The 22,912-nt window shown below is 74.0% G+C and carries 22 protein-coding genes and 1 pseudogene; 17 read left to right on the top strand and 6 right to left on the bottom strand.

The window, feature by feature from the left end:
- Positions 1-54 precede the first annotated feature (54 nt).
- Positions 55-1,047 carry a DUF2567 domain-containing protein gene (locus tag JQN83_RS25620; protein WP_443674022.1) on the top strand — a complete coding sequence of 331 codons (993 nt, stop codon included), beginning with the start codon at positions 55-57 and terminating at the stop codon, positions 1,045-1,047.
- Here JQN83_RS25620 and JQN83_RS25615 read toward each other — a convergent pair.
- Positions 962-1,660, bottom strand: coding sequence for an LON peptidase substrate-binding domain-containing protein (locus JQN83_RS25615; RefSeq protein WP_208569718.1), 699 nt, complete (start codon positions 1,658-1,660; stop codon positions 962-964). The genes JQN83_RS25620 and JQN83_RS25615 overlap by 86 nt on opposite strands.
- A gap of 106 nt (positions 1,661-1,766) precedes the next feature.
- On the opposite strand from JQN83_RS25615, the gene hisD reads away from it, so the two are divergent.
- The 12 genes from hisD (at position 1,767) to hisF (ending at position 10,217) form a co-directional block, all read left to right on the top strand.
- Entirely contained in the window at positions 1,767-3,089 is a 1,323-nt protein-coding gene (gene hisD / locus JQN83_RS25610; RefSeq protein ID WP_208569717.1) for a histidinol dehydrogenase, read from the top strand.
- The gene (locus JQN83_RS25605; protein WP_208569716.1) at positions 3,086-4,159 is read left to right on the top strand and encodes a histidinol-phosphate transaminase; all 1,074 of its coding nucleotides are present in this window, start codon (positions 3,086-3,088) and stop codon (positions 4,157-4,159) included. The genes hisD and JQN83_RS25605 overlap by 4 nt, the downstream gene beginning before the upstream one ends.
- Entirely contained in the window at positions 4,156-4,767 is a 612-nt protein-coding gene (gene hisB / locus JQN83_RS25600) for an imidazoleglycerol-phosphate dehydratase HisB (RefSeq protein ID WP_208569715.1), read from the top strand. Before JQN83_RS25605 ends, hisB begins: the two co-directional genes overlap by 4 nt.
- Positions 4,768-4,837: 70 nt before the next feature.
- Positions 4,838-5,008 (top strand): CG2302 family histidine operon protein, encoded by a 171-nt coding sequence (locus JQN83_RS25595; RefSeq protein WP_168222542.1) that lies wholly within the window; start codon positions 4,838-4,840, stop codon positions 5,006-5,008.
- Positions 5,008-5,649, top strand: coding sequence for an imidazole glycerol phosphate synthase subunit HisH (gene hisH, locus JQN83_RS25590; RefSeq protein WP_208569714.1), 642 nt, complete (start codon positions 5,008-5,010; stop codon positions 5,647-5,649). Before JQN83_RS25595 ends, hisH begins: the two co-directional genes overlap by 1 nt.
- Before the next feature lie 30 nt (positions 5,650-5,679).
- Positions 5,680-6,003: a hypothetical protein gene (locus JQN83_RS25585; RefSeq protein ID WP_091237477.1), complete on the top strand. Its 324-nt coding sequence runs from the start codon at positions 5,680-5,682 to the stop codon at positions 6,001-6,003.
- A 16-nt stretch (positions 6,004-6,019) separates the two neighbouring features.
- The gene (gene priA, locus JQN83_RS25580) at positions 6,020-6,748 is read left to right on the top strand and encodes a bifunctional 1-(5-phosphoribosyl)-5-((5-phosphoribosylamino)methylideneamino)imidazole-4-carboxamide isomerase/phosphoribosylanthranilate isomerase PriA (RefSeq protein ID WP_208569713.1); all 729 of its coding nucleotides are present in this window, start codon (positions 6,020-6,022) and stop codon (positions 6,746-6,748) included.
- Complete coding sequence (locus tag JQN83_RS25575) at positions 6,745-7,161, top strand: Rid family hydrolase (protein WP_208569712.1); 417 nt, start codon at positions 6,745-6,747, stop codon at positions 7,159-7,161. Before priA ends, JQN83_RS25575 begins: the two co-directional genes overlap by 4 nt.
- Before the next feature lie 166 nt (positions 7,162-7,327).
- Positions 7,328-7,774: a MarR family winged helix-turn-helix transcriptional regulator gene (locus JQN83_RS25570; protein ID WP_208569711.1), complete on the top strand. Its 447-nt coding sequence runs from the start codon at positions 7,328-7,330 to the stop codon at positions 7,772-7,774.
- 5 nt (positions 7,775-7,779) lie between these two features.
- Positions 7,780-8,211, top strand: coding sequence for an organic hydroperoxide resistance protein (locus tag JQN83_RS25565; protein WP_244253193.1), 432 nt, complete (start codon positions 7,780-7,782; stop codon positions 8,209-8,211).
- A 46-nt stretch (positions 8,212-8,257) separates the two neighbouring features.
- Positions 8,258-9,256 carry an NADP-dependent oxidoreductase gene (locus JQN83_RS25560; RefSeq protein ID WP_208569709.1) on the top strand — a complete coding sequence of 333 codons (999 nt, stop codon included), beginning with the start codon at positions 8,258-8,260 and terminating at the stop codon, positions 9,254-9,256.
- 193 nt (positions 9,257-9,449) lie between these two features.
- Complete coding sequence (hisF, locus tag JQN83_RS25555) at positions 9,450-10,217, top strand: imidazole glycerol phosphate synthase subunit HisF (protein WP_208569708.1); 768 nt, start codon at positions 9,450-9,452, stop codon at positions 10,215-10,217.
- A gap of 201 nt (positions 10,218-10,418) precedes the next feature.
- On the opposite strand, the gene JQN83_RS25550 is transcribed toward hisF, so the two are convergent.
- Both JQN83_RS25550 and yczE read right to left on the bottom strand, forming a co-directional pair.
- Positions 10,419-10,877, bottom strand: a complete 459-nt coding sequence (locus JQN83_RS25550; protein ID WP_208569707.1) for a hypothetical protein — start codon at positions 10,875-10,877, stop codon at positions 10,419-10,421.
- Between the two features lie 371 nt (positions 10,878-11,248).
- Positions 11,249-11,899 (bottom strand): annotated as a pseudogene (gene yczE / locus JQN83_RS25545) (membrane protein YczE); the annotation flags it as partial.
- Positions 11,900-11,957: 58 nt separating this feature from the next.
- Here yczE and yczR point away from each other — a divergent pair.
- Together yczR and JQN83_RS25535 are read left to right on the top strand one after the other, a co-directional pair.
- Positions 11,958-13,415, top strand: coding sequence for a MocR-like transcription factor YczR (yczR, locus tag JQN83_RS25540; protein WP_208569706.1), 1,458 nt, complete (start codon positions 11,958-11,960; stop codon positions 13,413-13,415).
- Between the two features lie 81 nt (positions 13,416-13,496).
- The gene (locus JQN83_RS25535) at positions 13,497-14,801 is read left to right on the top strand and encodes a low temperature requirement protein A (RefSeq protein ID WP_208569705.1); all 1,305 of its coding nucleotides are present in this window, start codon (positions 13,497-13,499) and stop codon (positions 14,799-14,801) included.
- A gap of 58 nt (positions 14,802-14,859) precedes the next feature.
- Here JQN83_RS25535 and JQN83_RS25530 read toward each other — a convergent pair whose 3' ends face one another.
- From JQN83_RS25530 to JQN83_RS25520, 3 genes are all read right to left on the bottom strand, one after another.
- Positions 14,860-16,686, bottom strand: a complete 1,827-nt coding sequence (locus JQN83_RS25530) for an AMP-dependent synthetase/ligase (protein WP_208569704.1) — start codon at positions 16,684-16,686, stop codon at positions 14,860-14,862.
- Positions 16,687-16,861: 175 nt separating this feature from the next.
- Positions 16,862-17,899: a terpene synthase family protein gene (locus tag JQN83_RS25525; RefSeq protein WP_208569703.1), complete on the bottom strand. Its 1,038-nt coding sequence runs from the start codon at positions 17,897-17,899 to the stop codon at positions 16,862-16,864.
- Between the two features lie 213 nt (positions 17,900-18,112).
- Entirely contained in the window at positions 18,113-18,742 is a 630-nt protein-coding gene (locus JQN83_RS25520; protein WP_208569702.1) for a TIGR03085 family metal-binding protein, read from the bottom strand.
- Between the two features lie 217 nt (positions 18,743-18,959).
- Between JQN83_RS25520 and JQN83_RS25515 the strand changes: the two genes are divergently transcribed.
- Positions 18,960-20,834 carry an ABC transporter ATP-binding protein gene (locus JQN83_RS25515; RefSeq protein ID WP_208569701.1) on the top strand — a complete coding sequence of 625 codons (1,875 nt, stop codon included), beginning with the start codon at positions 18,960-18,962 and terminating at the stop codon, positions 20,832-20,834.
- A gap of 174 nt (positions 20,835-21,008) precedes the next feature.
- Positions 21,009-22,796 carry an ABC transporter ATP-binding protein gene (locus tag JQN83_RS25510; protein WP_307799712.1) on the top strand — a complete coding sequence of 596 codons (1,788 nt, stop codon included), beginning with the start codon at positions 21,009-21,011 and terminating at the stop codon, positions 22,794-22,796.
- Positions 22,797-22,912 lie beyond the last annotated feature (116 nt).

The following is a 22,912-nucleotide window of genomic DNA, read 5'->3' as shown; positions in this document are numbered from 1 at the left end:
GACGGTACGGGCTCCGCCGCCCCGCCGTACCGCCCCGCCTGAGAGGATCATCGGGTGAGCCCGGACACCCCCGATCCGCACCGCCCCGCCGACGCCCCGGCGGGTGTCGCGCCCACCCCGCACACCGTCCCCACCGGGGCACCGGCCGACGGGCCACCGACCGTGCCCGGATACGACCCGGGCGGGTCGTACCTGCCGTGGCCGCCGCCGTCGGGCGGGCCGACGCAGCCGGGGGAGCAACGCCCCCGGCACACCCGCGCGGTGGCGTTCGGCCTCGTGCTGGGCCTGACCCTGCTCGGGGCGCCGTTGGGGCTGCTCTGGGCGGCGCTGGCCCCGGACACCCCGGTGCTCAAGACCGCCGAGGGTGCCGTCTACGCCCAACCCCAACCGGAGCAGCCGATCGCCGCCGACGGCTGGTTCAGCCTGCTCGGCCTCGGGTTCGGGGTGCTCGCCGCGATCGCGGTGTGGACGCTGCTGCGCCGCCGACGCGGGCCGGTGAACCTCGTCGCGCTGACCGTGGGGGCGCTCGGCACCGCCCTGGTCGCCTGGCAGCTGGGCCGCCGGATCGGGCTGGACGGCTACCAGCGGCTGCTCGCCACCGCCCCCGCCGGTACGCCGTTCGACAAACCGGCCGACCTGCGGGCCGGGGGCATCGAACGGGTCCTCGGTGTGCTGCCGCTGCCGTACGGCAACCTGCTGCTGCCGGCGTTCGCCGCCGCCGTCACGTACACCCTGCTGGCCGGCTGGTCCCGCTGGCCCTCGCTGCGCCCGGAGCCGGAGCCCGGCGGGCCCGGATGGCCGGTCGACCCCGGTGCCACCGGGTGGTCGGGCTCCGGCGTCACCGGCCCGCCGCCCGGACCCGGGATACCCGCGGCCCCCGGCCAGCCGGGGGACGACGGGGTGGCCGGACCCGGGGTGCACGCCGCCCCCGACCAATCCGGGGGTGGGCCGGGGGCCGGGGTCAGTTGGGGGCCGGCGGGGACGCCAGCTCCGACAGCGGCACCGGAACCGCCCGCACCTGACGCAGCAGGGCCGACTCGCGATTGAGCAGCCGCAGCTCGGCGCGCAGCCGGGCGGTGGTGTCGTCGATGGCGAGCAGCCGCTGCCGGTCGGCCACGGTCAGCACGGCGGTGGCCGCCACCAGGTGCGACAGCACCGTCGGGTCCTCCGGGAGCTGCTCGGACAGCTCCTGCGGGTCGGCCCGGATCAGGCCCAGGTATTGCCGGAAGACCGCGATCACCCGGGCCGCCAGCACCTCGGCGGCCTCGTCCGGGCCGGTCGGCTCGGGCAGCCACTCGACGTCGGCGGTCAGGTAGGGGGCGGACTCCCGGTCGATCCCGGTGACCCGGAACCGTCGCCGGCCCACCGTGACGATGTCGAAGCCGCCGTCGTCCAGCTCGTTGACCTGGCGTAGCTCGGCGGTGCAGCCCACCTCGTGCAGGGTCACCTCGCCGCCGCCCGGGGTGGCCCGACCCGCGCCCGGGGCGACCTCCCAGCCGGAGCGGATCGCCAGCACACCGAACTCGCGGGGCGCCCCCTCGGGCTGCCCGACCAGGTCCCGCACCAGGTGGCGGTAACGCTCCTCGAAGATGTGCAACGGCAGCACCAGACCTGGAAAGAGCACCGTGGCGAGGGGGAACACCGGCAGCCGTGCGGTCACGCGTCCGAGCGTAGCCCGATCCCGCGACGTCGGCGTGTCCCGGCTCACCGTCTCGCGGTACGGGCGGCGCGGGTCGCCCTCCGGGGCGCCGCCTAGACTCGGGAGCGTGTTGAATCGGATCGACCTGCGCGGCGGGGTCCGTGACCCGCGCCGACTGCTGCCCCGTGCCCAGCTCGACGTGTCCGTGGCCGTCGAGCGGATCCGCCCGCTCGTCGAGGCCGTCCGCGACCATGGGTACCCGGCGATCCGGGAGGCCAGCGAGCGGTTCGACGGTGTCTGCCCGCCGGTGCTGCGGGTCCCGGCCGAGGCGATCACCGAGGCGGAGGGGACGCTCGACCCCGACGTGCGGGCCGCCCTGCTGGAGTCGATCAGTCGGGCCCGTCGGGTGCACGCCGACCAGCGGCGCACCGACCACACCACCCAGGTGGTGCCGGGTGGCACGGTCACCGAGCGCTGGGTGCCGGTCGACCGGGTCGGCCTCTACGTCCCCGGCGGGCTGGCGATGTACCCGTCGACCGTGGTGATGAACGTGGTGCCGGCCCAGGTGGCCGGGGTCCGCTCGCTGGTGGTGGTCAGCCCGCCGCAGCTGGACAACGGGGGGCTCCCGGACGCCCGGGTCCTCGCCGCCTGCGCGCTGCTCGGCGTCGACGAGGTGTACGCCGTCGGCGGCGCCCAGGCGGTCGCCATGCTGGCGTACGGGTCGGCGGTCGACGCGGGGGGCACCCTGCACTGCGCGCCGGTCGACATGATCACCGGGCCGGGCAACATCTGGGTCACCGCCGCCAAGCGGTTGCTGCGCGGGGTGGTCGGCATCGACGCCGAGGCCGGCCCGACCGAGATCGCCGTGCTGGCCGACGACACCGCCGACCCGGCGCACGTCGCCGCCGACCTGATCAGCCAGGCCGAGCACGACCCGTTGGCGGCCAGCGTGCTGGTCACCCCGTCGGTCGAGCTGGCCGACGCGGTCGACCGGGAGCTGGCCCGGCAGGTGCCGGCGACCAAGCACGCCGAGCGGGTCGGCACCGCGCTGGGCGGGCAGCAGAGCGGCATCGTGCTGGTCGACGACCTGGCCGACGGGTTGCGGGTGGTCGACGCGTACGCCGCCGAGCACCTGGAGATCCAGACCCGGGACGCCCGCGACTGGGCGCTGCGGGTACGCAACGCCGGGGCGATCTTCGTGGGCCCGTGGGCGCCGGTGTCGCTCGGCGACTACTGCGCCGGCTCCAACCACGTGCTGCCCACCGGCGGCTGCGCCCGGCACTCCTCGGGGCTGTCCGTGCAGTCCTTCCTGCGCGGGGTGCACCTGGTGGAATACACCCGGGAGGCGCTGCGTGACGTCGCGCCGCACGTGGTGACCCTGGCCACCGTGGAGGACCTGCCGGCGCACGGGCAGGCGGTCGCGGTGCGGTTCGCCGGGGAGGCGTCGTGACCACCCTCGACGACCTGCCGATCCGCGACGACCTGCGGGGCCGTTCGCCGTACGGGGCGCCGCAGCTCGACGTGGCGGTCCGGCTGAACACCAACGAGAACTCCTACGCGGTGCCCGAGCCGGTGGTGGAGGCGATCGGCAAGGCGCTCGCCGCCGAGCTGCGTGACCTCAACCGCTACCCGGACCGCGAGGCGGTGGCGCTGCGCGCCGACCTGGCCGGCTACCTCGGGCACGGGATCACCGCCGAGCAGGTCTGGGCGGCCAACGGCTCCAACGAGATCCAGCAGCAGCTGCTCCAGGCGTTCGGCGGGCCGGGGCGGTCCGCGCTGGGCTTCGTGCCGGCGTACTCGATGCACCCGCTGCTGGCCCTGGGCACCGGCACCCGGTGGGTGCCGGCCCAGCGGGGGGTCGACTTCGGGCTGACCGCCGACGAGGCGGTCGCCGAGGTCCGCGAGCACCGCCCCGACGTGGTCTTCCTCTGCTCGCCGAACAACCCGACCGGCACCGCGCTGGACCCGGCGGTGGTCACCGCCGTGCTCGACGCCGCGCCCGGCATGGTGGTCGTCGACGAGGCGTACGCCGAGTTCGCCCGACCGGGCACGAGCGACGCCCTGGCGCTGCTGCCCGGCCACCCCCGGCTGGTGGTGACCCGGACCATGAGTAAGGCGTTCGGCTTCGCCGGTGGCCGGTTGGGCTACCTGGTCGCCGACCCGGCGGTGGTGTCGGCGGTGCAGCTGGTCCGGCTGCCGTACCACCTCTCGTCGCTCACCCAGGCCGCCGCCCGCGCGGCGCTGGCCCACCGTGACGCCCTGCTCGGCACCGTCGAGGCGATCAAGGTGCAACGGGACCGGATCGTCGACACGCTGCGGGGCCGGGGTTTCCGGGTGGCCGACAGCGACGCCAACTTCGTGCTCTTCGCCGTCGGCGGCGACCAGGCCACCGCGTGGCGGACCCTGCTCGACGCCGGGGTGCTCGTCCGGGACGTGGGCCTGCCCGGCTGGTTGCGGGTCACCGCCGGCACCCCCGCCGAGACCGATGCCTTCCTCACCGCGATGGAGAAACTGTCATGAGTCGCACCGCCCGGGTGGAGCGGATCACCAAGGAGACCAAGGTCCTCGTCGAGATCGACCTCGACGGCACCGGCCAGGCCGAGATCAGCACCGGGGTCGGCTTCTACGACCACATGCTCCACCAGATCGCCCGGCACGGCGGCTTCGACCTGACCGTCCGCACCGTCGGTGACCTGGAGATCGACGCCCACCACACGATGGAGGACACCGCGCTGGCCCTGGGCGCCGCGTTCGACCAGGCGCTGGGCGACAAGGCCGGCATCCGGCGGTACGGCTCGGCGACCATCCCGATGGACGAGGTGCTCGTCCGGGCCGCCGTCGACCTGTCCGGCCGCCCGTACGTGGTGCACGACGAGCCGGCGCTGTCGCCGTACATCGGGCCGGTCTATCCGACCAGCATGACCCGGCACATCTGGGAGTCCTTCGGCCAGTCGGCCCGGGTCACCCTGCACGTGGACGTGCTGCGGGCGGCCCGGCCGGGCGGCCACCCGGACGCCCACCACGTGGTGGAGGCCCAGTTCAAGGCGGTCTCCCGGGCGCTGCGGGAGGCCACCGCGCTCGACCCGCGCAACGCCGGTGTGGTGCCCAGCACCAAGGGCGCGCTGTGACCGGCGCGGTCGCGTCCGGTTCCGCCCGGCACTGCCCGTCGCGGGTCGGCCGACCAGGGGGGTGGCGCTGATGGGCCCGGTGCTGCCGACCCTGCTGCTGATCCTCGCCGGCATCCTCGTCGGTGGGGCCTGGTCGTTGTACCGGCAGGACGCGCCACGCGGTGCGATCGTGGTCACCGGGCTGCTCGCCGTGCTGGCCACCGTCGGCGGGGTGCTCTGGCTGCTACCCGGGGAGGGCTGATGGGCGCGCACGGCACCGGAAAGCGGATCGTGGTGCTCGACTACGGCTCGGGCAACCTGCGGTCGGCCGAGCGGGCGCTGGCCCATGCCGGGGCGGACGTGACCGTCACCGCCGACCTGACCGCCGCCGCCGATGCCGACGGCCTGGTCGTGCCGGGCGTCGGCGCGTACGCGGCCTGCATGGCCGGGATCGAGGCGTCGGGTGCCGGCCCGGTGATCGCCGAACGGGTCGCCGCCGGCCGCCCGGTGCTCGGCATCTGCGTCGGCATGCAGGTGCTCTTCGCACACGGCGACGAGCACGGGGTGGTGACCAAGGGGCTGGGGCTGCTACCCGGTGGGGTGACCCGGCTGCCCGCCGACCGGTTGCCCCACATGGGCTGGAACACGGTGACCCCGCCGGACGGGTCGGTGCTCTTCGCCGGGTTGCCCGCCGACAGCCGGTTCTATTTCGTGCACTCCTACGGGGTGCTCGACCAGGCGTCGTTGCGCGAGGCGGGCGTCCGGGTCACCACCGCCCACCACGGCACGGAGTTCGTCGCCGCGGTGGAGTGGGGCCCGCTGTCGGCGGCCCAGTTCCACCCGGAGAAGTCGGCCGAGACGGGTGCCGTGCTGCTGCGCAACTGGCTGGCCACGGTTGACTGAGACGGGCGGCCGCACCGGGTCGGGTGCGCGGTGAGTAAGGAGCGGGCCCGTCGGCGGGCCGTCCGGGAGGCGGAGGCGGCCCGCGACCGTGTCGTACGCCAGCGCAAGTTGGCCCGTCGGCAGCGTCGCCGCGCCCTGGTCCGTCGGGTCACCCCGCAGTGGCGGCGGGGCCGGACGGGCCGGTTGGCCCGGCGCAGCCGGGGGGAGCGGGCCGCCATCGTCGGGTTGACCGGCGCGGCGTTGGTGCTGATCTGGGTGTTCGTCGACGATCTCGCGCTGCGGGTGGCGCTGGTCGTGCTGTTGCTGCTGGTCCTGCCGGCGATCGTGGTGATCGCCCTGGACCGTCGGATCTGACCGAGGAGTAGGAAACGTGAGCCTGACCCTGTTGCCCGCTGTGGACGTCGCCGACGGCCAGGCCGTCCGGCTCGTGCAGGGCGCCGCCGGCAGCGAGACCGCCTACGGCGACCCGCTCGACGCGGCGCTGGCCTGGCAGAACGACGGGGCGGAGTGGATCCACCTGGTCGATCTGGACGCGGCCTTCGGCCGGGGCTCCAACGCCGCCCTGCTGGCCGAGGTGGTCGGCAAGCTGGACGTGCGGGTGGAGTTGTCCGGTGGCATCCGCGACGACGCGTCGCTGCGCGCGGCGCTCGGCACCGGGGCGGCCCGGGTGAACATCGGCACCGCCGCGCTGGAGGACCCGCAGTGGTGTGACCGGATCTGCGCCGAGTACGGCGACCGGGTGGCGATCGGCCTGGACGTGCGGGGTCGTACCCTCTCGGCGCGGGGCTGGACCCGCGACGGCGGTGACCTGTGGGAGGTGCTGGCCCGGCTGGACGCGGCCGGTGCGTCCCGGTATGTGGTGACCGACATCACCAAGGACGGCACGATGCGCGGGCCGAACCTGGACCTGCTGCGTGAGGTCTGCGCCCGTACCGACGCCCCGGTGATCGCCTCGGGTGGCGTGTCGACCCTGGACGACCTGCGGGCCCTGGCGACCCTGGAGCCGGCGGGTGTGGAGGGCGTGATCGCCGGCAAGGCGCTCTACGCCGGTGCGTTCACGGTGGCCGAGGCGCTTGCCACGTTGCGGGCGGCCGGATGACCGACGTGGCCGGGCCGGACGACGCGACCGTCACCCGGCTCGGCTCGGGCGGCCCGTGGGAGACGGTGTACGGCTACTCCCGGGTGGTCCGGGCCGGTCGGTCGGCCTGGACGGCCGGCTGCACGTCGACCGTCGACGGGGTGGTGACGCACGTCGGCGATGCCGCCGCGCAGACCGCCCAGGCGCTGCGGATCGCCCTGGCTGCCCTGGCCGAGGTGGGTGCGGGGGCCGCCGACGTGGTGCGGACCCGGCTGTACGTGACCGACCGGCTCTTCCTCGACGAGGTCGGCCGGGCCCACAATGCCGTTTTCGGCCCGGTCCGGCCGGCTGCGACGCTTGTCGTCGTCGCCGGGCTGGTCGATCCGGACCATCTGGTGGAGGTCGAGCTGGAGGCCTACCTTCCGCCGTCCTGACCCGGGTGTTCTCCTGATCCGGGAGTCCCGCCGGGCGTCCTGGTCCGGGGCGTCCTGGTCCGGGGCGTCCTGGCCCGGGGCGTCCCGGCCCGCCGCCCGGGGGAGACCCGGGTCACTTCCGACCAGATAAGTTGTGCGCAATTGAATTGCGAGCTACGTTTTCCCGGTGAGTGACCATCTGGTGTTGCGTGATCAGGTCTGCTTCGCGCTCTATGCGGCCTCCCGCGCGCTCACCGACGTCTACCGGCCCATCCTCGACGAGTTCGGGCTCACCTACCCGCAGTACCTGGTGCTGCTGGTGCTGTGGGAGCGCGGCGACGATCCACCCACGGTCTCCGAGCTGGGGACCGCGCTGCGGCTCGACTCCGGCACCCTCTCCCCGCTGCTCAAACGGCTGGCGGCGGCGGGTCTGGTGGTCCGCACCCGCTCCGCGCTCGACGAGCGACGGGTGGAGGTGGGGCTGACCGCCGACGGCGTGGCCCTGCGCCAACGGATGACCGACGTGCCGTTGCGGGTGGCCTGTTCCACCGGGCTCGACGAGGCCGAGCTGGTCGCGTTGCGCGACACCCTCACCCGGGTCACCGAGACGATCCACCGACAGAAGGAGCAGTGATTTCCATGCAGGTGCTCTACACCGCGTCCGCGACCGCCACCGGCGACGGCCGGGACGGCCACGTCCGGACCTCCGACTCCACCCTCGACCTCGACCTGGCGATTCCGAAGGAGATGGGCGGCGCAGGTGGCGCGGCCAACCCCGAGCAGCTCTTCGCCGCCGGCTACGCGGCCTGCTTCCACTCCGCGCTGCGCGTGGTGGCCCGCCGGGCCAAGGCCGACGTGACCGGCTCGGTCGTCGAGGCCGAGGTCGGCATCGGAGCGAACGGCAGCGGCGGCTTCGGTCTTGCCGTCACCCTGGTGGTGGACCTGCCGGCCGTCGAGCGCGCCGCCGCCCAGCAGCTGGTCGAGGCCGCCCACCAGGTCTGCCCCTACTCGAACGCCACCCGGGGCAACATCGAGGTGGCGCTCACCGTGCGCGAGGCCGCTGCGGCCTGAGCGCTGCAGCAGACCACCACCATCGCGTACGAGAGGACGACACCGGATGACCAGCAACCGTGAGATCCACCTGGCCTCCCGCCCCCAGGGGTGGCCGACGGCCGACAACTTCCGCCTCGTCGAGACCGAGGTGCCCACCCCGGGCCCGGGGCAGATCGTGGTCCGTAACCAGTTCATGTCGGTCGACCCGTACATGCGTGGCCGGATGAACGACGTCAAGTCCTACGTGCCGCCGTTCGCCCTGGATGAGCCCCTCGACGGTGGGGCGGTCGGCGAGGTGGTGGCCGGCGGGGCCGACGGGATCAGCGTCGGCGACACCGTGCTGCACGGGCTGGGCTGGCGGGAGTACGCGCTGCTAGACGGCCGGTCCGCCCGCCGGGTCGATCCGGACGTCGGCCCGGTCAGCGCCTACCTGAGCGTGCTCGGGATGACCGGGCTGACCGCGTACGCCGGGCTGCTGGACGTGGCGGCGATGCGGCCGGGGGAGACCGTGTTCGTCTCCGGCGCGGCCGGCGCGGTGGGCAGCATGGTCGGCCAGATCGCCAAGCTGCGGGGCGCCGGCCGGGTGGTCGGCAGCGCCGGCTCGCCGGCCAAGGTGGCCCGGTTGACGGAGCTCGGCTTCGACGCCGCCTTCGACTACCACGACGGTCCGGTCCGCGACGCGCTGAAGGCCGCCGCTCCGGACGGGGTCGACGTCTACTTCGACAACGTCGGCGGCGAGCACCTGGAGGCCGCCATCGGGGCGATGAACCTGCACGGTCGGGCCGCGATCTGCGGCATGATCGCGCAGTACAACTCGGCCGAGCCGCCGGCCGCGCCCCGCAACCTGGCGCTGGTCATCGGCAAGCGGCTCACCCTGCGCGGCTTCCTGGTCGGCGACCACGGCGACCTGCGCGAGCAGTTCGTCACCGAGGTCGCCGGCTGGCTGCGCGAGGGCCGCCTCTCCTACGACGAGACGATCGTCGACGGCCTCGACAACGCCCCCGACGCGTTCCTCGGCCTCCTCCGCGGCGAAAACCTCGGCAAAATGCTCGTCCGCCTCTAACCCTCCCTCCCCCTTCCCCTCCCCGCCCCCGCCCGCCTCCCCCGCCTCCCCGGCATCGGTGATCAAGAGGTTTGCGTCACCTTTGGAGATCGAACTGACGTAAACCTCTTGATCACCGGGGAGGTGGCGGGGTTGGTGGGGTTGGGTGGGCGGGGCAGGGGGGTGGGGCGGGGGCGTTGGATAGGCTCGGCGCATGACGGTGGCGGTACGGGTGATTCCGTGTCTGGACGTGGACGCCGGTCGGGTGGTCAAGGGGGTCAACTTCCTCGACCTGCGCGACGCCGGTGACCCGGTGGAGCTGGCGGCGGCGTACGACCGGGCCGGTGCGGACGAGTTGACCTTCCTGGACGTCACCGCGTCCTCGAGCGACCGGGGCACCATGCTCGACGTGGTGCGCCGGACCGCCGAGTCGGTCTTCATCCCGCTCACCGTCGGCGGTGGGGTCCGGCAGGTCGCCGACGTGGACACCCTGCTGCGCGCCGGGGCCGACAAGGTCGGGGTGAACACCGCCGCCATCGCCCGCCCCGAGCTGATCGCCGAGATCGCCGACCGCTTCGGCCGGCAGGTGCTGGTGCTCTCGTTGGACGTCCGGCGGGCACCAGCCGGCACCACCCCCAGCGGTTTCGAGGTGACCACCCACGGTGGCCGCCGCGGCACCGGGCTCGACGCGGTCGAGTGGGCGGCGCGCGGGGCCGAGCTGGGCGCGGGGGAGATCCTGCTCAACTCGATGGACGCCGACGGCACCAAGGCCGGCTTCGACCTCACCCTGATCGAGGCGGTCCGCGCGGTGGTCGACGTGCCGGTGATCGCCAGCGGCGGCGCCGGCCGGGTGGCGCACTTCCCGCCCGCGATCGGCGCGGGGGCCGACGCGGTGCTCGCCGCCAGCGTCTTCCACTTCGGCGAGCTGACCGTCGGCGAGGTCAAGGACGCCCTGCGCACCGCCGGGCACCCCGTCCGCTGAACGCAGCGCGCCGGCCACCCTGTCCGCCGGGTACCCCGTCCGCTGAACGCAGCGCCGGGGCACTTTGTCCGCTGAGCGCACCGTCGCCGCCGACCCCGAGCGCTGAGCGCACCGTCGCCGGGCACCCTGTCCGCTGAGCGCACCGTCGCCGGGTCGCCCCGCGCACCGGTCGGCGCGGCTGCTCCCTGCGGGTCGGGTGGCTCAGCGGCCGGTCTGGCCCTCCGGGGAGCGGCGGGGGGCCGGGATCGAGCGGACCACGTACTCCTGCACGGCGGCGGCGTGGTCCTCCTCGGGCAGGTGCCACTGCGCGCTGCCCGGGGCGTGTCGCCGGGTGAGCACCCCCTGCATGCTGTCGACGGTGCCGCCCACTCCGGCCCGGGGCCGGGTACGCCAGAGTTGCTCGCCGTCGGGGGTGATCCGGAACCAGCCGTCGGAGACGGTGACCAGCCCCGCGCCGACCAGCCGCTGGACCGCTGTCTCCACGTCGTGTCGTTCGGGTATCGCCTGGTTGAGGTGGTCGGCGGTGGACAGCACGTCAGTGAGCCGGACCCCTTCCGGGCGGCGCGAATCCGCCGCGCGGCGGTGCCGTCCGGCGCCGCTGGCGATCACCAGTGACACGAAGATCCAGGCGTCCGTCCAGCGCCACGCATTCTCCCCCATGCACGAATGATGCCTGTAGGTGTCCGCTGAGGAAACACCTACTTCCCCCCTGTTCTGTCAGCGCAGCTCAGCGTGGTCACCCCCGGACCCTCGGCAGGCGGTTTCGCCGGGAACCGTTGTCCGGGGCCGGAAACCGGTGCCTCCGGGTGGACTCCCGGGGACGCCGGAACGGCGGACACCGGTGACCCGGTGGCCGGTGACCCGGGGGCCAGGCTCGGGGGCGGCGGGGAAGCCGACACGGGTGGCCCGAGGGCCGGCTCCGGATGAGCCCGGCGGCCGGGCACCGCAGGCGGCGGCCCGGAGACCTGCCGTCCGGAGACCTGCCGTCCGGAGAGCTGCGGCCTGGGGATCTGCGGCCCGGGGATCTGCGGCCCGGGGTCCGGTTCCGGGTGGACCGGTTCCGGGTGGACCGGTTCGGCGGGGACGGCGAAGCGGGGGATGAAGAACTGGGCCAACGGGCCGATGCCCAGCGCGTACGCGACGGTGCCGACGCCGACGGTGCCGCCGAGCAGCCAGCCCAGGGCCAGCACGGTGATCTCGATGACGGTGCGGACCAGCCGGACGGAGCGGCCCGGCCGGCGGGCGACGTACCCGGTCATCAGGCCGTCGCGGGGGCCGGGGCCGAGCCGGGCGCCGAGGTAGAGGCCGGTGGCGGCGCCGTTGGCGACGATGCCGCCGAGCAGCAGGCCGATCCGGGCGGGCAGCGGCCACCCGGCCGGCAGCAGGGCCACCGTGGCGTCCACCACCAGTCCGATCACCAGTACGTTGCTGATCGTGCCGAGGCCCGGCCGTTGCCGCAGCGGGATCCAGAGCAGCAGCACCACCGCGCCGACGGCGATGGTCACGGTGCCGAACGACAGGCCGGTCTGCCGGGCCAGCCCCTGGTGGAAGACGTCCCACGGGTCCAGCCCGAGCCCGGAGCGGATCATCATGGCCATGCTGACCCCGTAGAGGACCAGCCCGGCATAGAGCTGGGTGAGCCGCCGGGCGGGGCGGTGCCGGAGATTGCCAATCAGAGCCATGCATGCCACTCTAGAGTCCAATATCACCCACAGAAGAGCCAATTCCGAAGGGGTGGCCGTGACCAGCCAGGTGCGAGGGGTCCAATTGGCCCGGTTGCTCGGACAGTGGCACGCGCTGCCGGGCCGTCGCCGCAGCCCCGACTACGCCGCGCTCGCCGCCGCCGTCCGGGGCCTGCTCGCCGACGGCCGGCTCCCCCTGGGGGTACGCCTGCCGGCCGAGCGGGAGCTGGCCGAGGCGCTGCGGATCAGCCGTACCACGGTCACCGCCGCGTACCGGCAGTTGCGGGAGACCGGCCACCTGGCCAGCCGGCGCGGCGCGGGGAGCTGGACCATGCTGCCCGGCACCCACCGGGTCGCCAGCACCGGCCTGTGGACCCCGCTGGACGACCGCGACATGATCGATCTCGGGGTGGCCGCGTTGGCCGCCCCACCCGAGCTGGTGCCGGCCGCCCGAGCCGCCCTGGAGGACCTGCCGCGTTACCTGTCCGGCGCGGGCTACCACCCGACCGGCATCATCGAGCTGCGCGAGGCGGTCGCCCGGGCGTACACCGAGCGGGGGTTGCCGACCAGCGCCGAGCAGATCATGGTGACCAGCGGCACCCAGCACGCGCTGGACCTGGTGCTGCGGCTGGCCCTCGCGCCCGGCGGGAACGTGCTGGTCGAATCGCCCACCTACCCGAACGCGCTCGCCGCGTTGGCGGCCCGGCGGGCCCGGATCAGCACCCACGGCCTCGCCGTCGACGCCGGCTGGGACGCCGACCTGCTGCTGGGCAGCGTCCGGCAGACCCGGCCCAAACTGGCCTACCTGATCCCCGAGTTCCAGAACCCCACCGGCCACCTGATGCCCGCCGAGCTGCGGGAGCGGCTGGTCGCCACCGCCCACGCCGCCGGCACCGACCTGGTCGTCGACGAGTCCTTCGTGGACCTGCCGTTGGACGGCACACCGCTGCCCCCGCCGGTCGCCGTCTTCGACCGGCACTCCCGGGTGATCTCCATCGGGGGGATGAGCAAGCCCTACTGGGGCGGTCTGCGGATCGGCTGGGTACGCGCCTCCGCGCCGCAGGTGCAGCGGCTGGCCGCCGCCCGGGTCGGGGTGGACATGGCCAGCCCGGTGCTCGACCAGTTGGTGGCGGTGCACCTGCTCGCCCAGGCACCGGCGATCGTCGCGGCCCGCCGTGCGCAGCTCGTCACCCAGCGGGACGCCCTGCTCGACGTGCTGGCCGAGCGGCTGCCGGACTGGCGGGTCGGGGTGCCCCGGGGGGGCGTCACGCTCTGGGTGGAGCTGGACGGCCCGATCTCCAGCGCCCTGGCCCGGGCAGCCGAGGAGGTCGGCGTACGGCTGGCCCCCGGTCCCCGGTTCGGCCTGGACGGCACCCTGGAGCGCTTCCTGCGACTGCCCTTCACCCTGCCCGCCGCCGACCTGGTGGAGGCGGTCGGGCGGCTGGCCGCGATCCGCTACGACCTCGACCGGGGTGCCGGCCGGGCGCGCTGGCGGGAACCGGCAGTGATCGCCTGACGGCCCGCCCCGGGGACCGACGGTGGTCCCGGTCGGGACGAACCGGCCTGATCGGCGGGCGTCGGCTGGGAGACTGCCGGGGTGGGCAGCCCGCAGTGGTCGCGCGGGGTCCGGCTCGGTGCGCCCGGCTCCCGGACCACCCGGCTGGAACTCTTCTACGACCTGGTCTTCGTCTTCGCCTTCTTCAACGTCACCGCGCTGACCTCCCAGCAGCCCACCGGCACCAACCTGCTGCGCTGCCTGCTGGTGCTGGGGCTGCTCTGGTGGTGCTGGACCGGGTTCGCGGGCGTCGGCAACGTGGTCCGCGCCGACCAGGGGCTGTTGCCGGTGGTCGGCTTCGTCACCATCGCCGCCACCTTCCTGCTGGCGTTGAGCATGCCGGGGGCGTTCAACGACCGGCCCGGTGGGCTGAACGGCCCGTTGGTCTTCGTCGGCTGCTACCTCCTGGTCCGGGCCTGCCAGTTGGCCGTCTTCGGGCTGCTCGCCCGGGGCGAGGCGGCCCGGTGGCGGCAGTGGCGGCGGCTCGCGGTGCTGCCGGTGGTCGCCGCGGCCCTGCTGGTCGCCTCCGCGCTGCTGCCGAACCGGATCTCCGGGGACGGGGCCGCCACCGCCCTGCAACTCACCCTGTGGACGGCCGCGCTGCTGCTGGAGTACGCGGCCGGGGTGCGGCTGGGCGGGACGTACTGGGTGGTGGTCTCCGCCGGGCACTGGGCGGAACGGCACGCCCTGATGGTGCTGATCGCGCTCGGCGAGTCGATCATCGCGCTGGGGGTCGGCCCGAAGTTCGTCACCGGCCTGCCGCTGACCTGGCCGGTGGTGATCGCCGCGGTGCTCGGCATCGCCGTGGCGTCGGTGCTCTGGTGGGCCTACTTCGACACCCTGGCGCTCGCCCTGGAACAGGCCCTGCACCGCAGCCGGGACCCGGCACACCGGGCCCGGTTGGCCCGGGACGCCTACACCTACCTGCACCTGCCGATCGTCGCCGGGGTCATCTTCTTCGCCCTCGGGCTCAAGGACCTGCTGACCGAGGTGGCCGACCCGGACAACCCGGACTGGGGGGTGCCGCTGGGTGGTTACTGGGTGCTGGTGCTCTACGGCGGGGTGAGTCTCTACCTGCTCAGCCTCGTCGCCTGCGGGCTGCGGGCGCTGCGGGTGCTGCGCTGGCCGCCGGTGCTGGCGGTGCTGGCGCTGGCCGCGCTCGCCCCGGTGGGGGCCCGGGTGTCCGAGGTGGGCGCGTTGGCCCTGCTGGCGCTGGTCTGCGTCGCCCTGGTGGTGGTGGAGACCCGGGGGCAGGGCCGGCGTCGGCACCGGGTACGCCAGTTGGCCCTGGCGGAACAGGAAGCCGCCGAGGCCGAGCAGAGCCGGTGGCGTCGCGAGCACCTGTGACCGGTCGACGGCCGTGTCCCGGGACGGGGGGACACGGACGTCGACCGGCCCGGACCGCTCAGATCTCGGCCAGGCTGCCCGCGTACATCCGGTCGATCTCGGCGGCGAAGTTGCTCTCCACCCCGCGTCGTTTGATCTTCAACGACGGGGTCATCTCACCGTCCTCGATGGTCAGGTCGCGGGGCAGGACGGTCACCTTCTTGATCGTCTCCCAGCGGTTGAGCTTGGTGTTGAGCTGGGCGACGTGCTCCTCGACCATGGCCCGGGCCTCGGGCGAGGCGACGATCTCGGCGTAGTCGCGCCCGTCGAGCGGGCCGCCCGCCGCCCAACCCCGGATCGCATCCGGGTCCAGGCTGACCAGCATGGTGCAGTAGTTGCGGGCCTGACCGATCACGATCGCCTGCGAGGTGTACGGGCAGATCGCCTTGAACATGCCCTCAATGTGCGACGGCGCGACGTACTTGCCGCCGGAGGTCTTGACCAGGTCCTTCTTGCGGTCGGTGATGCGCAGGTAACCGTCGTCGTCGAGGCTGCCGATGTCGCCGGTACGGAAGAAGCCGTCCTCGGTGAACGCGGCGGCCGTCTCCTCGGGCAGGTTGTGGTAGCCGCGCATCACCGGCCGGCCCCGGACCAGGATCTCCCCGTCGGTGTCGATCCGGCACTCCAGGTCGCCCATCGCCCGGCCGACCGTGCCGATCCGCAACCCGTCGGGCGGGTTGACGAAGTTGCCGGCGCTGGTCTCGGTCAGGCCGTACCCCTCGGAGATGGGCAGGTTCGCCGCGGCGAAGAAGGTGGCGATCTCCGCGCTCAGCGGGGCCGCCCCGGAGACGAGCACCCGGATCCGGCCGCCGAGCCGGGCCTGGAGCTTACTGAACACCAGCTTCTCGGCCACCGCGTACCTGAGCTTCAGGCCACCCGGCACCGGTCGGCCGGCCTGCTCCAGGGCGATCTTCTCCTTGCCGACCGCGACGGCCCAGGCGAAGATCTTCGCCTTCGCGCCGCCGGCGTCCTGCGCGGTGGTGACCGCCTTGTTGTAGACCTTCTCGTAGACCCGGGGCGCCCCGCACATCAGCGTCGGCCGGATCACCGACAGCAACTCGACCAGCTTGTCCACCCGCCCGTCGACGTAGGTCGGCAGTCCGACGTGTGTCGAGCCGCAGAGCAGCGTCTTGCCGAACGAGTGCGACAGCGGCAGCCAGAGGTACTGCACGTCGTCGTCGCGCAGCAGACCCGTCTCGGCCTGCACCACCCCCTCCCAGCACCAGCCGCCGTGCAGCAGCTCGACGCCCTTGGGCCGGCCGGTGGTGCCCGAGGTGTAGATCAGCGTCGCCAGGTGATCGGGGCCGACCGGGGCGATCAGCCGGTCGACCAGGCCCGGGTCGGCGGCGAGCGCCTGCGCGCCCTGCTCCTCCAGCTCGGCCAGGGTCAACTGGGGCACGGCGGCGGCCGGGTCGGGGGTGCCGTCGAAGAGCACCACGTGGGTCAGCGCGGGCAGTTGCGTGCCCGCGACCTTCGCCGCCTGGGCCGGGTTCTCCGCGAACAGCACCCGGGAACCGGAGTCGGCGATGATGTACGCCGCGTCCTGCGGCTCGGTGGTGGGGTAGACGGTGGTGGTCGCCCCGCCCGCGCACATGATGCCGAAATCGGCGATGATCCACTCCAGTCGGGTGTTCGCCAGGATCGCCACCGGATCCTCCAGCCCGACCCCGAGCCCGTGCAGGCCCGCAGCGACCGCGTCGGCCCGCCGGCCCACCTGGGCCCAGGTCAACCAGACCGGGCCGGAGTCGTCGGGTGCCGGATGGGCGAAGGCGTGCTGGTCGGGGGTCGCGGCCACCCGCTTACGGAACATGTCGGGAATGGAGCGGTACGGGATATCGAGAGCCATCGTGGAAGCCGCCTTCAGGGGTGGGTGACGTGACGGGGGTCACGTCGCGCTGCGGTTACCGAAGGGTATTGCCTGCGCCGGGGCATCGGCTAGCCCCCGTACCTGTGAGGCGGCTGAATCCCTGCAGGGGTGGCCGGTGACCGCTCCCGCGGGCCCCGCGGGTGCGGCGGCCGGGTCAGGCGTACCGGTCCGCCCGTGCCGACCAGTCGTAGGTGGCGCGCAGCCACGAGCGGCGGGCCGCCAGGTAGGGCGTCAACGCCGGTCCGCCGTGCGCGACCAACGCCGCCTCGCGGACCAGGTAGCCGGCCAGCCCGTCGTTGAACCACCCGGCGGCCAGGCGGAAGGCGTCCGCCTCACCCCGCCCGGTCTGCGCGGCGAGGACGGTCACCAGGTTGTGCGGGTCGGCCACCGGACCCTGCTCCTTGCGGTAGGAGAACAGGTCGTTGCACCAGCAGACCAGGTCGACGGCGAGGTCGTCCAACGCGACCAACGCGGGATCGACCCGTCTCCGGGCACCGGGCGGTCGACCGTACGCCAGATCGGTGAGGGCCAGGCTGGGGCGTACGGCACCGGTGTGCCGGCGCATCTGGCGGTACTCCGCCACCCCCGGCACCCGCCGGTGCTCCCGGTTCGCCGCCTCCCACAGCAGCGCGAGCAGGTACGCCCGCAACTGGCCGACCAGCCGCAGCAGCAGCGCGGGGCGGCGCTGGTCGCGAACCCGGCGGCACAGGTCGGCCAGGGCGGCACCGAGCGCCCCACCCGGAGCGCCCCGGCCGGTCGGTGCGTCCTGGCCGGTCGGTGTGCCCTGGCCGGTCGGTGTGCCCTGGCCGGTGGGTGCGTACCGGCCGGTGGGTGTGCCCCGGCTGGTCGGGGCCCCGTGCCGGTCGAGGACGTCCAGCAGTGCGGCGACGGTCGGCGCGAGGGTGGCCGGCGTGCTGCCCAGCCCGTCGTCGTCGCAGACGTCGTCCATCACGAACAGCCAGGAGAACAGGTCGGTGAGCAGCCGCAGGTGCGCCACCGACGCCTGCGGGCAGGCGCGGCCGGCCAGCTCGGCGGCCCCGGCCCGGTGCAGCCGGCCCGCCGAACGACCCGCCCCGACCAGGCCCTGCCGGTGGGCCCACTCCAGGCTCGCCGCCGCCACCGCGTCGGTGGCGGGGTGCCGTCGGCTGACGAAGGGTGGTTCGAGCAGCGCCGAGACGTCGAAGCTTCGCATGGTTTCCCCAGTCGGCCACCCCACCGGTGGCGTTGCCGGAGAGTACGCCTGGGGAATCGACACAGATCATTGCCGGTGACGGTCGGGGCGGTCGAATCGACCGCCCCGACAAGCGGTGACGGGAACGGCACAACGGGTGACCTGCTGGCGCGCGGGTGCTCGCCGACCGCGCGGTCCGGTGCCCGGACGGCACGCGGGTGCGGGCCGGGGCGCCTACATCCCCAGCTGGGCGGTACGCAGCCGCTCGGTCAACGCGGGCGGGCCGTCGAGCTGGACCCGGGCCACCCGTTGCCGGCCCGAGAGGAACAGCACCAGCTCACCGGGGGAGCCGACCAGGCGTACCCGGTCACCACCCCGGCCGGTGGCCACCTCGCCGTGCCCGGGCGCCTGCACCAGCAGACTGGCCGGGAACCGGCGGGCCCGGGTCCGGGTGAGCAGAGCGACCGGCTTCCACAACCGGGCGGCCAGCCCCGCCGGGAGGTCCCGGGGGTGCCACCCCGACCGTGCCCGCCGGACGTCCTCGTGGTGGATGAAGAACTCCATCGTGTTGGCCAACTCGTCGGTGAGCGGGTTGCTGACCGGGCTCCACACCGGCGGCCGGCGCACCTGGTCGACCAGCTCCGGCCAGGGCCGGGCGGCCGTGCGCAGCCGCACCCGCTCGGCGTACCCGTGCAGAGGTGGCAGCAGGATGCCACCGGCGGCGTCGGGGCGGCGCTCCCGCACCACCAGGTGGGCGGCGAGGTCCCGGGCGGTCCACCCCTCGTTGATCGTCGGGGCGTCCGGGCCCACTTCCAGCATCAGGTCGGCGAGCGCCTCGCGCTCCGCTCGGGCGTACCGCGGCATGCAGCGATCGTAGGACGGTCGGCCGCAGTCGGCGCGGCGAGCGACCCTTCCCACCTGCCCGCGCGGTCCGGCAGCGCCGTGCGGCGGGCCGGCGGCCCCGGGTGCGGTGTGGTGGCGCGGTCCGCGACGTGATGGTGGACATACCGCGCCGGGCGGCGTAGGTGGCGGCGAGCGGTAAGGATAAGGGAGATAATTGCGGCTTACGGCGGGGGAGAGCGTGGCGAGCGGGACGAGTCGGGACGTGATCCACCGGGGGTTGTGGGTCCTCGGCCGGGCGATCCGGGAACAACCGCGGATCTTCGCGGTGGCGGTCGCCGGTAGCGTGCTCTTCGGCGGGCTGGTGATCGTCAGCGCGTACGTGGTCGGCGCGGTCGTCGGCGACGTGGTGGTGCCGGCGATCGAGTCCGGTGAGGTCGGCACGAGCACGCTGGCCCTGGCCGCCGTGGCGTTGTTCGGGATCAGCGTGCTGCGGGTGGTGGGCATCTTCGGCCGTCGGCTCGGCGCCGGTTACATGCAGTTCCGCCTCCAGGCCGCCTACCGCCGCCGGGTGACGCGCCGTTACCTGGAGCTGCCGCTGTCCTGGCACCACCGCAACTCCACCGGCACGTTGCTGTCCAACGCCAACTCCGACGTCGAGGCCGCCTGGTATCCGATCGCGCCGCTGCCGTTCGCGGTGGGCACGCTGGTGATGCTGGTCGGCGCGGTCGGCTCACTCTTCGTCACCGACTGGGCGCTCGCCCTGGTCGGGCTGGCCGTGTTCCCCGCCCTGTTCGCGCTCAACGTGGTCTACTCCCGCCGGATGGCCCCCCGCCAGGCCCGGGCGCAACGGCTGCGGGCCGAGGTCAGCGGGATCGCCCACGAGAGCTTCGACGGCGCGCTGGTGGTCAAGACCATGGGCCGGGAGGCCCAGGAGACCGCCCGGTTCGCCGGCCGGGCCCACGAGCTACGCGACTCGCTGATCTCCGTCGGCCGGCTGCGGGGGGTCTTCGATCCGCTGCTGGAGACGCTGCCCAGCCTCGGCACCCTGGCCGTGCTCGTGGTCGGCACGATCCGGCTGCGGCAGGGTGCGATCACCGTCACCGAACTGGTCAGCGTCGCCTTCCTCTTCACCGTGCTGGCCTTCCCGGTGCGGGCCATCGGCTGGGTGCTGGCCGAGCTGCCCCGCAGCGTGGCCGGGTGGGACCGGGTCCGCCGGGTGCTCGACGCCACCGGCGAGATGCCCTACGGGGACGGCACCCTCGCCGACGACGCCACGCCCGCCACCCTCGCCTTCGACGGCGTCCACTTCGGCTACGAGCCCGCCGAGGCGCACCTGCCCGGGACGTCTGTGCTCGGCGAGGTCGCCTTCACCGTGCCCGCCGGGCGGACGGTGGCGCTGGTCGGGCCGACCGGCGCCGGCAAGTCCACCATCGCCTCGCTGGCGGTCCGACTGGTCGACCCGGACGCCGGCACGGTCACCCTCGACGGGGTGGACGTGCGCCGGCTCACCGCCGCGTCACTCGCCTCGACCGTCGCCCTGGTCGCCCAGGTGCCGTTCGTCTTCGACGACACCGTCCGGGCCAACATCAGCCTGGACCGGCCGGGCATCGACGACGAGGACGTCTGGGCGGCGCTGCGGCTGGCCGAGGCCGACGGTTTCGTCGCCGCCCTCCCCGACGGGCTGGACACCATGGTCGGGGAGCGGGGCACCTCGCTCTCCGGCGGCCAACGACAACGCCTCACCCTGGCCCGCGCGCTGGCCGGCCGGCCCCGGCTGCTGGTGCTCGACGACGCCACCAGCGCGGTCGACCCGCGGGTCGAGGCGGCCATCCTGGCCGGGCTGCGCGCCCCGGCACCCGGCCAGCCGGCCGCCGCGTCGATCCTGGTGGTGGCCTACCGGCGGGCCACCATCGCGCTCGCCGACGAGGTGATCTACCTGGAGCAGGGCCGGGTGCTGGCCCGGGGCACCCACACCGAGCTGCTGGCCAGCGTGCCCGGCTACGTCGACCTGGTCACCGCCTACGAGCAGGCCGAGCAGGAACGCGAACAGAACCGGACGTACGACGAGGTCGCCCCGCTGCCGTCGGGCCTGGAAATCGAGGTGGACCGGTGAGCGCGAGGAGTGCAGCGCAGCGGAGCCCCGCAGTCGCGAACGAAGGGTTGGTTCGGTGAGCGCGAGGAGTGCAGCGCAGCGGAGCCCCGCAGTCGCGAACGAAGGGTTGGTTCGGTGAGCGCGAGGAGTGCAGCGCAGCGGAGCCCCGCAGTCGCGAACGAAGGGTCGACGCCGGTGAGCGCGAATGTGGGTGGCGGGGACGAGCGGGTCGAGGGGACCTGGCAGACGTTGCGCCGGGGGCTGGCGCTCTCGCCCGAGCTGCGTACCGGACTGGCCGGCACGATCGCCCTGGCGTTGGTCTACATGGTCGGCCGGGTGGCGGTCCCGGTCGCCGTGCAACGCGGCATCGACCAGGGGATCGCCGTACCCGGTGGTCCGGACCTTGGGGTGATCGTCACGGTGGTCACCGCCACCACGGCGGTGCTGGTGGTCACCACCGCCTGCGGGTACCTGATGATGCGGCGGCTGTTCACGGTCAGCGAGACCGCGCTGGCCAACGTCCGGACCAGGGCGTTCCGGCACGTGCACGACCTGTCGATGCTGCACCAGCAGTCCGAGCGGCGCGGTTCGCTGGTCTCCCGGGTGACCAGCGACGTCGACCAGATCACCCATTTCCTCCAGTGGGGCGGGGTCATCCTCCTGGTCAACCTGGGCCAGCTCGCGGTCACCACGGCGGTGATGCTCGCGTACTCCTGGCAGTTGACGCTGGTGGTGCTCGTCGCGTTCACCCCGGCGGTGCTGATGATCCGGCTGCTGCAGCGCCGGTTGGCCGGGGCGTACGGGGTGGTCCGGCAGCGGATGGGCACCCTGCTCGGCACGATCGCCGAGAGCGTGGTGGGTGCGCCGGTGATCCGGGCGTACGGGGTGTCCGGGCGGACGGCCCGCCGGCTGGACGAGGCGATCGACGGGCAGCGGGTGGCCCAGCAGCGGGCGATCCGGATCAGCATCATGGGCAGCTCGGTGGGGGAGTTGGCGGCCGGGGTGGCACTGGCCGGGGTGGTGGTGGTCGGGGTGTCGCTCGGAGTGGACCGGACGCTGTCCGTCGGCCAGCTCACCGCCTTCCTGTTCCTGGTCACCCTCTTCATCCAGCCGGTGCAGATCGCCACCGAGGTGCTCAACGAGGCGCAGAACGCCATTGCCGGCTGGCGGCGGGTGCTCGACGTGCTCGACATCGCGCCGGACGTGGCCGACCCGGGCGAGCAGGGCCGGGAGCTGCCGGCCGGGCCGTTGGACATCCGCTTCGCCGGGGTGACGTTCGCCTATCCGGGCGGGCCGCCGGTGCTGCACGGCGTCACCCTGGACATCGCGGCGAAGAGCCGGGTGGCGGTGGTCGGCGAGACCGGCAGCGGCAAGACCACCTTCGCCAAGCTGCTCACCCGGCTGATGGACCCGACGCAGGGGCGGGTGCTGCTGTCCGGGGTGCCGCTGGACGAGGTGCGGTTCGACTCGTTGCGGTCCCGGGTGGTGATGGTGCCGCAGGACGGGTTCCTGTTCGACGCCACGGTCGGGGAGAACGTCCGCTTCGCCCGCCCCGAGCTGACCGACGCGCAGCTCACCGCCGCGTTCACCGAGCTGGGGCTGGCCGACTGGTTGGACGGTCTGCCGGCGGGTCTGGCCACTGCGGTGGGGGAGCGGGGGGAGGCGTTGAGCGTCGGGGAGCGGCAGCTGGTGGCGCTGGCCCGGGCGTACGTGGCGGATCCGGATCTGCTGGTGCTGGACGAGGCGACGAGCGCCGTCGACCCGGCCACCGAGGTACGCCTGCAACGCACCCTGGACGCGGTGACCCGGGGTCGTACCACGCTGGCCATCGCGCATCGCCTCTCCACCGCGCAGGCCGCCGACGAGGTGGTGGTGGTGGACCGGGGTCGGATCGTGCAGCGCGGCCCGCACGAGGAACTGCTCCGTGACCCCGACTCGGTCTACGGCCTGCTCTACGCCTCCTGGTTGGAACAGACCCGCTGACCGGCCGGCACCAGACACCGCCCTGCCCACCTGCTGTGGACGCTTCGGCTGGCTGGCTGGCTGGCTGGCTGGCTGGTTGGCCAGGCCCGTTGACGTCCGGCGCGGCGCCGGTGACG

Origin of the sequence: Micromonospora antibiotica, from assembly GCF_017599305.1 — a bacterium.
In the GTDB taxonomy this organism is placed as follows: Bacteria; Actinomycetota; Actinomycetes; order Mycobacteriales; family Micromonosporaceae; genus Micromonospora; species Micromonospora antibiotica.
The sequence above is the reverse complement of the archived record's forward strand: the minus strand, read 5'-3'. Positions and strand labels throughout refer to the sequence as shown.

What these genes read in the sequence shown, in the direction of transcription:
- hisB (WP_208569715.1), top strand. Translation starts at nt 4,156, where the DNA reads ATGAGTCGCACCGCCCGGGTGGAGCGGATCACCAAGGAGACCAAGGTC.
- JQN83_RS25595 (WP_168222542.1), top strand. Translation starts at nt 4,838, where the DNA reads ATGGGCCCGGTGCTGCCGACCCTGCTGCTGATCCTCGCCGGCATCCTC.
- hisH (WP_208569714.1), top strand. Translation starts at nt 5,008, where the DNA reads ATGGGCGCGCACGGCACCGGAAAGCGGATCGTGGTGCTCGACTACGGC.
- JQN83_RS25575 (WP_208569712.1), top strand. Translation starts at nt 6,745, where the DNA reads ATGACCGACGTGGCCGGGCCGGACGACGCGACCGTCACCCGGCTCGGC.
- JQN83_RS25565 (WP_244253193.1), top strand. Translation starts at nt 7,780, where the DNA reads ATGCAGGTGCTCTACACCGCGTCCGCGACCGCCACCGGCGACGGCCGG.
- JQN83_RS25560 (WP_208569709.1), top strand. Translation starts at nt 8,258, where the DNA reads ATGACCAGCAACCGTGAGATCCACCTGGCCTCCCGCCCCCAGGGGTGG.
- hisF (WP_208569708.1), top strand. Translation starts at nt 9,450, where the DNA reads ATGACGGTGGCGGTACGGGTGATTCCGTGTCTGGACGTGGACGCCGGT.
- JQN83_RS25550 (WP_208569707.1), bottom strand. Translation starts at nt 10,877, where the DNA reads ATGGGGGAGAATGCGTGGCGCTGGACGGACGCCTGGATCTTCGTGTCA.
- JQN83_RS25530 (WP_208569704.1), bottom strand. Translation starts at nt 16,686, where the DNA reads ATGGCTCTCGATATCCCGTACCGCTCCATTCCCGACATGTTCCGTAAG.
- JQN83_RS25525 (WP_208569703.1), bottom strand. Translation starts at nt 17,899, where the DNA reads ATGCGAAGCTTCGACGTCTCGGCGCTGCTCGAACCACCCTTCGTCAGC.
- JQN83_RS25520 (WP_208569702.1), bottom strand. Translation starts at nt 18,742, where the DNA reads ATGCCGCGGTACGCCCGAGCGGAGCGCGAGGCGCTCGCCGACCTGATG.